Source organism: Buttiauxella sp. AC142 (genome assembly GCF_979253435.1).
Window position 1 is genome coordinate 48,669 of record NZ_CEEDCH010000002.1, and the last position, 13,204, is coordinate 61,872.

14 protein-coding genes are annotated in these 13,204 nt (G+C 38.9%); 13 read left to right on the forward strand and 1 reads right to left on the reverse strand.

The genetic code is table 11. The features are described from left to right. The first annotated feature begins 1,361 nt into the window (after positions 1–1,361). Positions 1,362–2,114 carry a RepB family plasmid replication initiator protein gene (locus AC0IWZ_RS22880; protein WP_471679422.1) on the forward strand — a complete coding sequence of 251 codons (753 nt, stop codon included), beginning with the start codon at positions 1,362–1,364 and terminating at the stop codon, positions 2,112–2,114. A 58-nt stretch (positions 2,115–2,172) separates the two neighbouring features. On the opposite strand, the gene AC0IWZ_RS22885 is transcribed toward AC0IWZ_RS22880, so the two are convergent. After that, a complete protein-coding gene (locus AC0IWZ_RS22885) occupies positions 2,173–2,505 on the reverse strand; it encodes a hypothetical protein (protein ID WP_471679423.1) in 333 nt (110 codons plus the stop codon). A 101-nt stretch (positions 2,506–2,606) separates the two neighbouring features. Here AC0IWZ_RS22885 and AC0IWZ_RS22890 point away from each other — a divergent pair, with 101 nt between their 5' ends. From AC0IWZ_RS22890 to AC0IWZ_RS22945, 12 genes are all read left to right on the forward strand, one after another. Next, a complete protein-coding gene (locus AC0IWZ_RS22890) occupies positions 2,607–3,356 on the forward strand; it encodes a lytic transglycosylase domain-containing protein (protein ID WP_471679424.1) in 750 nt (249 codons plus the stop codon). A gap of 71 nt (positions 3,357–3,427) precedes the next feature. Beyond that, a complete protein-coding gene (locus AC0IWZ_RS22895) occupies positions 3,428–3,715 on the forward strand; it encodes a hypothetical protein (RefSeq protein WP_471679425.1) in 288 nt (95 codons plus the stop codon). Next, positions 3,705–3,989 (forward strand): hypothetical protein, encoded by a 285-nt coding sequence (locus AC0IWZ_RS22900; protein ID WP_471679426.1) that lies wholly within the window; start codon positions 3,705–3,707, stop codon positions 3,987–3,989. The genes AC0IWZ_RS22895 and AC0IWZ_RS22900 overlap by 11 nt, the downstream gene beginning before the upstream one ends. A gap of 13 nt (positions 3,990–4,002) precedes the next feature. Next, the gene (locus AC0IWZ_RS22905) at positions 4,003–4,308 is read left to right on the forward strand and encodes a VirB3 family type IV secretion system protein (protein ID WP_471679427.1); all 306 of its coding nucleotides are present in this window, start codon (positions 4,003–4,005) and stop codon (positions 4,306–4,308) included. Between the two features lie 9 nt (positions 4,309–4,317). Continuing rightward, a complete protein-coding gene (locus AC0IWZ_RS22910; RefSeq protein WP_471680537.1) occupies positions 4,318–6,780 on the forward strand; it encodes a VirB4 family type IV secretion/conjugal transfer ATPase in 2,463 nt (820 codons plus the stop codon). Beyond that, positions 6,767–7,423: a P-type DNA transfer protein VirB5 gene (virB5, locus tag AC0IWZ_RS22915; RefSeq protein WP_471679349.1), complete on the forward strand. Its 657-nt coding sequence runs from the start codon at positions 6,767–6,769 to the stop codon at positions 7,421–7,423. The genes AC0IWZ_RS22910 and virB5 overlap by 14 nt, the downstream gene beginning before the upstream one ends. A 32-nt stretch (positions 7,424–7,455) precedes the next feature. After that, complete coding sequence (locus AC0IWZ_RS22920; protein WP_471679350.1) at positions 7,456–8,418, forward strand: TrbL/VirB6 family protein; 963 nt, start codon at positions 7,456–7,458, stop codon at positions 8,416–8,418. A 93-nt stretch (positions 8,419–8,511) separates the two neighbouring features. Further along, positions 8,512–9,195: a VirB8 family type IV secretion system protein gene (locus AC0IWZ_RS22925; protein WP_471679351.1), complete on the forward strand. Its 684-nt coding sequence runs from the start codon at positions 8,512–8,514 to the stop codon at positions 9,193–9,195. Next, positions 9,192–10,031 (forward strand): TrbG/VirB9 family P-type conjugative transfer protein, encoded by an 840-nt coding sequence (locus tag AC0IWZ_RS22930; protein ID WP_471679352.1) that lies wholly within the window; start codon positions 9,192–9,194, stop codon positions 10,029–10,031. Before AC0IWZ_RS22925 ends, AC0IWZ_RS22930 begins: the two co-directional genes overlap by 4 nt. Further along, entirely contained in the window at positions 10,021–11,145 is a 1,125-nt protein-coding gene (locus tag AC0IWZ_RS22935) for a TrbI/VirB10 family protein (protein WP_471679353.1), read from the forward strand. Before AC0IWZ_RS22930 ends, AC0IWZ_RS22935 begins: the two co-directional genes overlap by 11 nt. Positions 11,146–11,153: 8 nt before the next feature. Next, entirely contained in the window at positions 11,154–12,212 is a 1,059-nt protein-coding gene (gene virB11, locus AC0IWZ_RS22940; RefSeq protein ID WP_471679354.1) for a P-type DNA transfer ATPase VirB11, read from the forward strand. Positions 12,213–12,264: 52 nt separating this feature from the next. Then, a complete protein-coding gene (locus AC0IWZ_RS22945; protein ID WP_471679355.1) occupies positions 12,265–13,071 on the forward strand; it encodes a toxin co-regulated pilus biosynthesis Q family protein in 807 nt (268 codons plus the stop codon). The last annotated feature ends 133 nt before the right edge of the window (positions 13,072–13,204 follow it).

Sequence of the window (13,204 nt, forward strand, 5' to 3'; positions counted from 1 at the left end):
TTACCGATTAAAGGGGAACAAATCGCCTGTTAACTAATTGTATTGTACAAAACAATATTTTGTAGCTTATAGATTAAATATACATATAAATCATATAGATATTTCATGTCTTATTGTAGGTAGGAAAGTTATCAACGCAATTAACTTTTTACTCACCTCGTTATCAACAATCTAAAGGTGCTCTTGCAGTGGAGCAGAACGGTGGTTTGTTCCCGCTGACTGTAACGGGCAGGAGAGCGGCGGTTTGTTCCCCCTGGCTGTTGTACCGGGCAGGAGAACGGCGGTTTGTTCCCCCCTGACTGTACCGGGCAGGAGAACGGCGGTTTGTTCCCGCTGACTGTACCGGGGAGGAGAACGGCGGTTTGTTCCCGCTCACTGTACCGGGCAGGAGAACGGCGGTTTGTTCCCGCTGACTGTACCGGAGAGGAGAACGGCGGTTTGTTCCCGCTGACTGTACCGGGGAGGAGAACGGCGGTTTGTTCCCCCTGGCTGTTGTACCGGGCAGGAGAACGGCGGTTTGTTCCCGCTGATTGTACCGGGGAGGAGAACGGCGGTTTGTTTCCCCTGACTGTTCCGGGCAGGAGGACGGCGGTTTGTTCCCGCTGACTGTAACGGGCAGGAGAGCGGCGGTTTGTTCCCCCTGGCTGTTGTACCGGGCAGGAGAACGGCGGTTTGTTCCCCCCTGACTGTACCGGGGAGGAGAACGGCGGTTTGTTCCCGCTGACTGTACCGGGGAGGAGAACGGCGGTTTGTTCCCGCTCACTGTACCGGGCAGGAGAACGGCGGTTTGTTCCCGCTGACTGTACCGGAGAGGAGAACGGCGGTTTGTTCCCGCTGACTGTACCGGAGAGGAGAACGGCGGTTTGTTCCCGCTGACTGTACCGGGGAGGAGAACGGCAGTTTGTTCCCCCTGACTGTACCGGGGAGGAGAACGGCGGTTTGTTCCTCCGTTGCTTATACCGGAAACATGAAAAGATCTTCCTTTATATAGGTCATAGCATCTTGTGATTTATTGAGTGTGCTATTACGCCGCTAGGTGCGCCGATGGCGCACCAATCCCCCGTAAATCACTCCAGAAACGTCTGTAAGCCGTTCCTGTAGCTCAACGGGGCTAATGGGCTGTCTGAGTTGCCTGATAGCTTGTATAGGCTTTGCAGGGATGAAGGGGGGGAGGTTTACTGATTAGCATCGCAAGGCTCGTCGGTTTTACGTTGATGATCTGGTTTATTGCAGTGAGCCTCCTTTTAGTCAAATCAAAATTTAAATTTTGATTTGACTGGGGGGAACATTCTAAGATAATGTGTACATGATTTAGTTCCCCTTGTATGATGTTTCATCAAACATAAAAAGCGTGGCCGATTATGAAGAATAAAGGACAGAGTGACGTTGTTGTGTGGAGTACTGACAATCGCGTTTTAATGCAAGCGAATGCATTAACACAAGCCAAAAACGATCTCTCGCGTGACCAACAAAGAGTATTGGTTATGTGCCTAGATAACATTGCTCGGGGCGGCTGGCCTAAAGATGGAGTATTTAGAATTGACCACGAAGAATATATGAAAGTGTTTGATATAGGAGATCAAGAATCAAGAGAAGATATTTTGAGGGCATTAAAAGGTTTTAGAGGTAAAGAACTAACTCTGTATGAAACTTGGGATGATATTGAAGAACCAGTTGCAAGGGATATGGTATGGGTTACTTCAAGATGGACAAGTGAAAAGCGTGGGATTTATCAGATCAAGCTAAACTCAGATCTACGAGAGTTTATGGAGCCATTAGCGCATGATCACCAGTTCACTGTTTATAGATTAGGTCAAATATCTAAAACACCTTCCAAATACTCTATGAGATTATTACAAGCGTTATCACAATTTAGAGATACGGGAATTTTTGCTATCAGACTTGATACACTGAGGAATCGTTGGACGCTGCCAGATTCGTATGAAAAGTTTTCATTACTAAAATCTAGAGTTCTGGAGCCAGCAATGAGAGATGTAAGAAAAATCCCCGAATTTTCCAATTTGACAATGGAAACTCGCACAGAAAAAACAACGGGAAAAATCACTAGCGTTTTATTTCAGTTCAATCCCTTCACACATGATCGACATAAATAGTAAATTTTTCGCATGCAAAAAAAACCGCTTAAAAGCGGTTTTTCTATTTGTGAAGTAGTTAACGTTTTGCGCTATGAGTAAGTGCCTTAAGGACTAGCGAAAAGATGCAGACGCTTAAAGTAATGTAGAACGCTTTATCGTTACCTGCATGGTGGAAGAGATATGCCCCTGCACCTGTGCCAACAAGGATTATCCCGAGAAGCTTATCAATGATAGGGAGTGACAAGCTCCAAAGCATACGAATGATGCTTATCAGTAAGAAAAGTAAGCCTTTACCTAAAGTTGCGATAAATGAATATTTTCTTTTCTGGTCGGTACTGGTCGTCAGATTACTATTACGGTTGTTCATAGACGAATCGTTATTTTTGGTAATAGCCAGAGAGTTTGACATAAACCGTTCCTCATTGCTAATCTAAGTACATTAAATCAAAATTGCAATCTTGATGCAAGTAGTATAGTATAAATTTCACACCTTGATAAATTGGCTTAAAAATGAAAACTAAAGCGGCGATAATTGCTTTGTCTCTGCTGTGTCCATTTTATAGCAGTGCATCTATGATTGATTCTGATAATCTTCATGCGCTAATAAAAACATGCGCACCGGAAATTAAAGCAGAATCAAAAGTAGCTTTTGGAATAGTAAAAACAGAATCATCCGGCAACCCTTATGCAATAGGTATTAATACAAAGGGGGTGAAATTAAAAAGGCAACCCACAAGTCTTTTAGAAGCTATGGAAGTATCAACATGGCTAGCTAAAAACAGATATAATTTTGATGCTGGTATCGCACAAATTAATAGTGTGAATATTAATAAATTTGTAGAAGGAGATATAAATTTTCGCATGCAAAAAGTTTTTAACCCATGCGACAATCTCAAGCTAGCGGAAAAAATATACAATTCCTGTTTTTCCATGACGGGAACAATGGTAGGTGCTCTTAGCTGTTACAACACTGGCAACGCAACAAGAGGCATTAAAAACGGGTATGTTGCGAAAGTTTTAGCTAATATTCCTGATCTGCTTGAAGTCCGAGGTGAGGCTAGTTTGCCTTATGTCGGTAAAAGCAAGGGGAAGAGGCTAGAGGCCACTAAGTCGGCTTCAACTACGCAGTCAGCAAACGAAACGTTACCTGATAAGCGGAAAGATGAAGGGTTAGAGGATGTTTTCGCAGCAAGTGGAAAAGGTGATGTATTTAGTAGCGAATGTGTTGAGGGCGAAAATCAAAAATGTGATAATGATTGAACCCGAACGCTCTAATTATATTCCATTGCTGGCCTCGTTTATTTTTAAACTGCCAAAATGGGGATCTAATAATGGAGCGTAAAGGTATTCAACTCAAACATGCCGAAGAGTTAATTAATAGTGCGTCAATTTCTAGTGTCAGTGCAGAACAACAAGAAAGTGGCGAATGGACATGTTTTATTACCTTTTATAATTCTGAGTCTATGCAAATCGAAGAAGTATTTATTGAGAAGCAAAGGGACGGAATGAGAACCTGGGCAGATCCGAGAAAGATGTTTGATTTCATGTATGTGAAATTTGGCGTCACTGACGGTCAATTTAAAATTTGTGAACAAAGAGAACGTAAGCATGAAAAATAACGGAAAGAAATTAGCTGTAGATTTAGTAGTTATGGCCTTAGTTATGGGTGTTCCTTGCTTGGCAATGGCGGCAGGTGTAAATAAGGCTGATTCTGGCCTTAACTCATTAAACACATGGTTAAGCACTATCGCACCAATTATAGCTGGCATGGGTGGGGTTTTAATCTTTGTTCTTTATATGTTGGGGATGATCGGTAAACAGATTTTCCAACAAATGTTGACTGGATTAATTGGCGCGGGTTGTATTGCGTGGGTTGTTAGTCTCTTCTTCTAACGGGGAGGTAGTAATGAGACAACCGTATAGTTTTTATAAAGGGGCGGCTCGCGCCCCCATTGTTTTTGGATTACCACGCAACGTATTTTTAATGACATTTGGCATGGTAATGTGTCTAGGATTGGCGTTAAGTAAGGCAATTTGGTTTTCTGCACCAATTTTATATTTAATACTATTTAGAATTTACAGCAAAGATCCAGATGGATTACAGTTAGTAATGCTGCATTTTCAAACTACTATTATTCATAAATTTAAAGACGGAAAAGACGAAAGTTACCAAATCGAAGAATATTCACAGCATTTAAAAAAACTTAAATAGGACATATTTATGTCAAATGAAATGATGACATTTCGGAAGAAAATGTCAGGGGTTCAATTTCTGCCATTCTCATATCACCTAACAGATACAATAGTATCTTTAAAGCAGTGTGAATTTATGACCTTAATTAAGGTGCAAGGTAAATCACATAAGACAACTGATGAAGATGATATTTTTACATGGATTGAAAATCTAAACACTATTTCTCGAGCTGTGTTATCACCAAAGGTGGATTTGCTTTCATATACTATACGCCGGGAAGAAGTTGAATATCCTTCTGGTGATTTTGATAATTACTTTAGCGATACATTTAACCGTAAGTATAAAAATAATTTCCTGAATACAGAAAATAGCAAACTCATGATTAATGAGTTGTATTTGGCTATTGTCTATAAACCTTATGGAAGTGATTTTTTCTCTGGAATGAGAAAGCAAGGAGCTAAGGGGCGTGAGGCCATTGCAGTACTTCACGAAGAAGCTACTAAAGAATTAGAGTCTGTAACGGCAAAGCTTGTTTCTGCTTTAAGCTCTTATAATAGCCGAGTTTGTTCTGTCTATGAAGAAGAGGTATCCGAAGCGGGTTCAAGTATCAAAAAAGTTGTACATTTTTCTGAACCTATGGAAGTTATGAGTTACATCTATAATAACCGTAGGGTAAGGGTTCCTCTGACTAATGAACGATTCAGTAACAGTATTGTTCAATCAGAAATGAAATTTAGTAAAAATGCTGACTTGGCAGTACGCCATAGTTTGAATGGTCATGAATTTGTCGGGATCTGCGGTATTTCAGATTACGACAAAAATACATGGCCAGGTCAATTTGATTTGTTATTAGAGTCTGATTTTCCCTTTGTTCTGACGAACACTTTTGTTTCAGTGACTGACAGAAGTGCAAAATCATTTTTAGGAAATCATCAAAAATTCCTCAAGGAATCTAATGATGTTGGTGAAACCCAAATCAGAGAAATTGATGATGCACTAGATCAGCTACAAAGTGGGCGCTTTGGCATGGGCTACCATCATTGTACGATTATGGTAACGGCTGATGACGTTAAAACAGTTAAGCAGCGCATGGAAGCCGTAGCTACGGATTTATCCACTCATGGCATTATCATTAAGCCTTATTCAAAGGCTCTTGAAGCTGCGTTTTGGTCGCAATTTCCATCTAACAGGAAATTTAGACCTAAACCAAAACCAGCTACAACCTTAAATTTTTGGTGTTTCTCTTCATTCCATAATTTTATGAAAGGTAAAATCGCGGGTAATCCTTGGGGTGACGCAGTAGCTGCATTTAAAACGGAGTCTAAAACTCCATGTTTCTTTAGTTTTCATGAGACTCCTTTAAACCAGGACTCCTTGGGTGATCGACCTGCGGGACACACTGGAATCTTTGGGAAAACGGGGGCGGGTAAAACAACTTTATTTAATTTCCTCCTGATAATGGCTACCAAATTTAACCCAAATGCCGTCATTTTCGATAAAGACCGAGGAATGGAAAACTGTATTCGATCAATCGGTGGTGTTTATAACTCTGTCGAATGGGGGGTGCCTACAGGTTGGAACCCATTCCAATTGGAACCTACGCAAGAAAATATTTATTTTTTGAAAGAGTGGGTTGCAGATATTGCAACTAAAGCATCCCGTATCACACTGACTAAACGTGATACAGATGAAATATCTTTAGCTGTAGATACAATAATGAAGGAGGATAAGCCTTTACGTTCTCTGCGTTATTTAAAACAAATGCTACCAGACGGTGATGAAAACCGTGTGTCTGTTGGTTCCATGCTAGAAACGTGGATTACAGGCGACCTGAAATGGATATTTAATAATCCCGAAGATAATCTTTCTCTAAGTAAGGGTATATATGGATTTGATACGACAAGTTTTTTGGATAATGAAAAGGTTCGTGAACCAATTCTAAAATATTTAATTCATAGAGGCGATGAACTTATTGATGGAAAAACACCATTCATTTATGGTTTTGAAGAGTGCTGGAAATTAACTAAAGATGCTTTCTTTATTAATTTGATTCAGGATAAACTTAAAACAATCCGTAAGGAAAATGGAATAGTTGTATTTAGTACTCAAGAGCCAAATGATGTTTTAAAATCAGAGATTGGTGCGACTTTTGCCGCATCACTTTCAACTATTATTTGCTTGAGAAATGACAAAGCTAATGAGGATAGTTATAGACTTCTCAAACTATCAGATGTTGAAATTGATATAATTAAGAAATGGACTGAGGATGATTATAAATTCATAGTAAAACAAGGTTCGATGTCATCAATTGCTCAGTTTGATTTTTCGGCTTACCGGGATGAAGAAATGCATATTCTTTCTGGTGATAAGTCTAAAGCCGATTTAGTTCTTGAATCTATATCTGAAACAAGTGATAACCCGGAAGTATGGCTACCTGTTTTTTATACAAAAATGCAAAAAATTAAAGAGGCTAAATATGCGAATAAATAAAAAAGCTTTATATCTGAGTTTTATTCTGTCAAGTGCTCCTGTTTTTGCTACAGGTATTCCTGTTTTTGACGGTGCGGGGCTTGCTCAAGCATTACAAACAGTATTGCAGTTAAAACAGCAGATTGAAGAGATTAAAGGTCTGCGCGGGCAACTTGAAGGTATTCGTAATATGGGGGATCTTCTAAATACGCCAGAACTACGTGAATATCTTCCTAACGATTGGAGGAATGTTTACGATCAAGTTAAGCATGGTGGATACAAGGGGCTAGATGGTTCTTTCAATGCCATAGAGGATGCTGAGAGTGTTACTGGCAAGGTGTCTGAAATGACAGCGTTAAAGAAAAGGCAGTGGGAGAGTTCGGTAGCAAATAAATCAATGGGTGAGGCGGCATATGAAGCCGCCCTGAAACGCCTGGACAACATTGAACTGTTAGGAAAGCAAATTAATACTACTCAGGACGCAAAAGCATCACTGGATTTGCAGGCTCGCATACAGCAGGAGCAAGCGCTAATTCAAAATGAAACTTCAAGGCTGCAACTTATTTCTATGCTACAGCAAGCTGAAAAGAATATTACTTTGGAAAAAGAGCGTCAAATTCAGAAGAATATTTGGTCAGCGGATAAACCAATGCCACGATTTTAAAGTTTTTTGCATGCAAAAAAACGGAGCACTAAATGGCTCAATTTACATTTTTTACCGATCTTGAAAGAAATATTGATGAAATGGTTGTTTCTATCGTCAATACAATTTCTGATAATGCACTAAATTATTTTTTACCTGTTGTAACTGTAGGTATATCTATATCGCTTTTATGGTTCTCTTTAATGATATATTTGGGGAACTATGACAATCCAATAATGGATTGGGTAAAAAAAATGGCAGTAATAGCAATTGTGGTGTTTATAGCTGGGGCAGGTGGTTTATACCAAAGAGAGCTTGTCGGATCAATTTTAGGATTACCATCAGAGTTAGCAACTGCGCTAATTGCTACAAGCAATCCGGGTATGAACGTATTAGATGTAGCAGCGGAACAGTCTGTTAATAAAGCCGGGGAAATATTTAGTCTTATTGGTTACTCCCCTGAGTCGTGGCTGAATGCTTTGGTTGGGATTGCATTAATAGTAAGTTCATTATTTTTAATTGGTACGACAGCAATATTCTTTTTCATTTCAAAGGTTGTAGTGGCAGTACTTGCTGGTTTGGGCTTTATTTTTATCTTTACCATTCTATGGGAACCGCTTAGAAACTTCTTTAACAATTGGGCTAATCAAATAATTCATTACTCTTTAATGCTGGTTCTAAGTGCGCTTTTTTTTGGTTTCCTAATGGGGATGTATACAAGGTTAGTAAACCAATTTACTGTTGGTGAGACTAATATGTTGTATACCACATTCGCAATAGTTTGCTTTAGTTATATCGGCTATCGCTTGTTAAATGAAATACCTAAACTTTGTCAGGCGTTATCTAATGGTATAGCCATAGCTTCATTAGCAAAAGCAGGTGGAAGCAATGCACCATCAAATAATACTCCAAAGGGTGGAGGCGGTGGCGGTGGCGGTGGCGGTGGCGGTGGTAGTAGTCCTGGCGAAGTAAAAAACCCTGTTTCAAGTGGTGCCGCGCCCTTTAGAGGCAAATAAAAAATAAGCCCGTATTACGGGCTATTTTAATAAATCAAAATTGCAATTATGATTTAATTGAATATAATGATTATATTCAATAGGGGAAACTTTATGTTTAAAAAGCAGAGTACAAAAGAAGATATTGAAACATTCATGAAAGAAGCAAATGATGCCGAGATTGATTTGCTCCTTCAAATAAAGAAAGAAAATAAATTACATCGAGTGGCTAGTGCTGGGTTCTTTTTTCTGTCTGTATTAAGTATTGGTGCTGTTCTTGGATTAACGCCACTTAAAGAAAGAGTTCCATATATGCTGGTTGCAGATAAAACCACCGGAACAGTGGATTCGCTTAGTGTACTAACACCAGACGAGGTTATGAGCAATCAGGCTGTTTTGGAATATTTCATCCGTTTATACGTATCAAGGAGAGAATCATACAACTATAACCTTATCCAGATTAACTACGACCAAACTCTTGCAATGTCTGATGATGTAGTAGCATCTGAGTATGATTCACTGTTTGGAAAAAAAGATTCTATTGATAAACGTTATCAAGGTAACTTAGAAATAACAGTAGATGTACCTACTGTTATTATGGATGTAAAAAATCAAAAAGCAGTTGTTCGTTTTTCTAAGACGTTTAAAGAAGCAAATAAAGAACCAATTACACAATATTGGTCGGCAGACGTTTCCTACCACTATAGCCAGAATACGCAAAAGAATGGACAACGAGCACAAAACCCTTTGGGTATGCTAGTTGATGGTTATCGTTCTTCGCAGGAAGTCAGCCGATGAATTTATATAAACTATGCTTAGTTACCGTTTTGATTATATCCCCCGCTGTTCATGCTTTAGATATTCCAGTAGGTTCAGCATTTGATTCTCGAATTAAATCAGTCATGTATAATTCTGAGGATGTGACAAAAGTCGATAGTGTTATAGGTGTTGCTACTCACATTATTCTAGATCCAAATGAAACGTATTTAACCCATGCTTTTGGTGATAGTGATGCGTGGCAATTTTCCTATAAAAAAAATCATTATTTTGTCAAACCAAAAGCAGAGAATGGAGATACGAACCTTACAATCGTTACAGATAAGCGCGTATATAACTTTGATATTAGGTATCATTTCGAAGAGTACCTAAAAGGCTCAAAAGGTAAGCGTTCGTTTGATAATAAAATGACTTTCCAGATTCAATTTAAATATCCAGAAGTAGAGGCTAAAAAGAAAAAAGAAGAGAATGATGATGCAAAACGAAAAGTTGAATTTAGCAAACTTTTAGCTAAAGGCGTTAATTTGAAGTATACAATTAACGGTGAACCTAAATTAGCTCCTATGAATGTGTGGGATGCTCAAGGGTTTACATACTTTAAATTCGCTCCTGGGCAAGATATACCAACAATTACCGCCGTTGATTCTTTGGGTAATGAAACCAAAGTAGTTACACATCAGGAAGGTATCAGTAGTCAGATAGTTGTAGTTCATCGCGTTAGCCGTGAATTTAGACTACGCCTGGGTACATCTGTTACAGGTGTATATAACGAAAATGATGGACGGCAACCAGTTTATGAAAACTATACTGGCACCGTATCAGATAGTTATAAAAGGGTGACAATCAATGAGCAATAAAATCGTTGATCCACTGGCTGAATTAGAGAAAGAAAAGCTAAAAGCTGATGGTTCTATTGAGCGTAAAAGCATTCGTACAGGTGGCAGTAAAATTGTCAGTGCTATGGCTTTGATGCTGGCTGTTGTCTGTGCTGGATCTTACTTTATTTATTTACAACTCAGGCAGGAAGAACCTGAAAAAACCGTAGCAACGGTTGTACCGACTCGAGACAAAGCAGGGCGAAAATTTAAAACTGAACCGCCACCGCAAGCAGCCATTGCACCTGTTGAGCAGCCTGTTACTACTGATAAACCTTCTGCAATATCTGAGGAAAAGAAAGAGCCAGAAGTTGTATTAGATAAGGATGGGCTAACCCCGGAACAAGCAGCACAGAAGCGTAGGCTTTTCTCTGGTTTTGGAGGGGAACAGAATGCTGAATCTGCGCAAGAAGTTAGCCAATCAGCTAATCAAGATCTCTCAGATAAAGATAACGAACTGTCAAATTCATTGAGTTCTATCAAAACAGTTTCCGTAAAGGCTACAGCAAGAAAGAGTCTTGACCTAATTCTGACTCGAGGTAACACAATTCCTTGTGCTCTAGATCGAAATATTGATTCGAATGTTCCAGGCCAGCTAAGTTGTCATACGGTTCAGGATATCTATTCATCATCGGGAAAAGTACTCTTGATGGAACGGAATACTAAAATAACAGGTAGTTTTAAAGGCGGTGTTGCTCAAGGTCAAACCAGAATATTTGCTACATGGGATCGCATAGAAACCCCTAAACGTGTGTTTATGCAAATCAGCGCCCCTGCCGTTGGTGGGTTAGGTGAAGCAGGTATTGATGGTGTGCTTGATACTCAATTTGGCACAAGATTTTATAACACGATTTTACTTAGTACGATTCAGGACACTATTAGCAACCTTGCCACACAACTTGGTAAATCTAGTTCCAATGGAGGGAGTGTAAGTGTTGATAATACAACGCAAGCCACGAATGATATTGCAGTTGAAACCCTTAAAAACACAATAAATATTCCTAATGTCATAAGGAAAAATATTGGTGAAATTGTAGGGGTTGATGTTATGCAAGACATGGATTTCAGCTCTGTTTATAAAATAGAAGAAAACTAGGATTAACTATGAGTAATGAATTATTTGATGAAGAAGAGGCAGGAGTCCTATATGCCCTTATTAAGTCTTTTAAGACGGCTATGGATGACTCTGATGTGACGGAAATTATGTTTAATATTCCTGGTGAATATTGGACAAAAGGTGTGAGAGGGACGCAAAGAGTTATGTGTCCTGAAATTGATGCTGCAAAAATGAAGTCTCTTAACCGTTCTATAGCGGTTTTTAACAAATCAAAAGAGCAAGCATTAAGTTACTTTCAAATGCCAGGTGGTGAGCGTTGTACCATCATTACTCCTCCAGCCTGTATGCCGGGATACATGGGGCTTATCATACGTAAATTCATTGAGAAATCCTTCTCAATAGATGATGTTATTGCGCAGAATGCCTTTAGTGATGTTCAAAACACTTCGTTTAATATCCTTACAGATGAAGATATATTATCGCGTAAAGAAAGACGTGATAGTGAGAGATTAGAAGATATTGATGCTCGATTGCTCATGCTGCTAAACAAACGCGAATATAAACAATTCTTTGAGTTAGCAATTAAGTATAAAAAAAACATTGTTATATCAGGTGCAACTGGTTCTGGTAAAACTACATTCATGCGCGCTCTAATTGAATGCGTAGATCGTAGTGAGAGAATTATAACTATGGAAGATGTTCATGAATTAAAGTTAGAGTCCTTTCCAAACAAATTACCTTTGATATTTGGTAGGGGAGAGGGGAGAATTAGCCCACAGCAATTATTAGAAGCATGTATGCGAGCTACGCCTGACCGTATTTTTTTAGCTGAATTGCGCGGTATTGAAACATGGCACTATTTAATGTCTCTTAATACGGGGCATCCAGGCTCAATTACTTCTGTGCATTCAGGTTCGGCTTGGCGAGCATTTATGAGAATTTCTACCCTAGCTATGCAATCAGAAGATGCTCGCTCATTGGGATTCGATGTTGTTCGTAATGAAGTATTCACAACAATCGACATTGTAGTTCAAATGGCTGATAGAAAGATCACTGAAATATTTTACGATCCTATTTATATCGCACAACTTAAAAATCAAAATTGAAATATTGATTTTAATGGGTTAAACTATTTCTATTAAAGTCAGGATGCTATTTATGAAATACAATCAACTCGTATTGATTACTGCATCTGCAATCTCATTAATTGGATGCAGCAGTAAAGCACCAGAATTACCTAAGCCAGAAGGCGATAGAATTGCTTTAAATCAAATGGGCATTCCCGCTGAATTAGCAATTGCGATAAATAGGCAGTCAAACAAATCTAGCGTTGGAGCACTACCAAGTCCGAGCATTACTAAAATACCAGTTACAACGCCTGTTTTTTTGCATGCAAAAAATGAATCAATTAAGTCTAAAGATAATGCGGTTCCATTAAGCAAGCCGCCTAGTAATATTTCTTCATCATCACCTAAGAATCCTTTCTCTGGCGGTACTGTAGTACTTAATAATAAAACAGAGATATCTAAACCAGCTTTGACGGATTCAATTGTGTCAAATAAGGTTACGGCTCGAATTGTTACTACCACTTCTGCGAAAGAAGGTGCAAGCTCTAGTATTACTAAACCTGTCACAACGACTGGTTATAAAAATATAATTAATCCAGTGCCAATTAAGTTAGAACCAGTTGGTAAAAGCTGGTCTGCCAATACAGGGGAAACTTTGAAAGGAGTACTCAATAGATGGGCTTCATCTGAAATATGTAAATCAGGCGAAAAGTGGCAAGTTGTTTGGCCTGTTTTAATTGATTACCGTATAGACTCCCCATTAGTGTTTACAGGTAGTTATTTTGAGGCGGTTAGCGGATTATTTGATCTTTACCGAAAAGCAAATGCTCCGTTGTTTGTCGATATTTACAAAGCACAATGTATTATTTCTGTATCTGATAAAGTAACCATCAAATAATTAGGATGTAAAATGAAATATTCTCCTTTAGCTAGTGTTATAGCTTTATCCTTGCTTTTGTCTGGTTGCTCTATCAGTAGAATTAACCAAACAATGGATAAAGCAGAAGATAATAATAAAATTGCAACTCAGG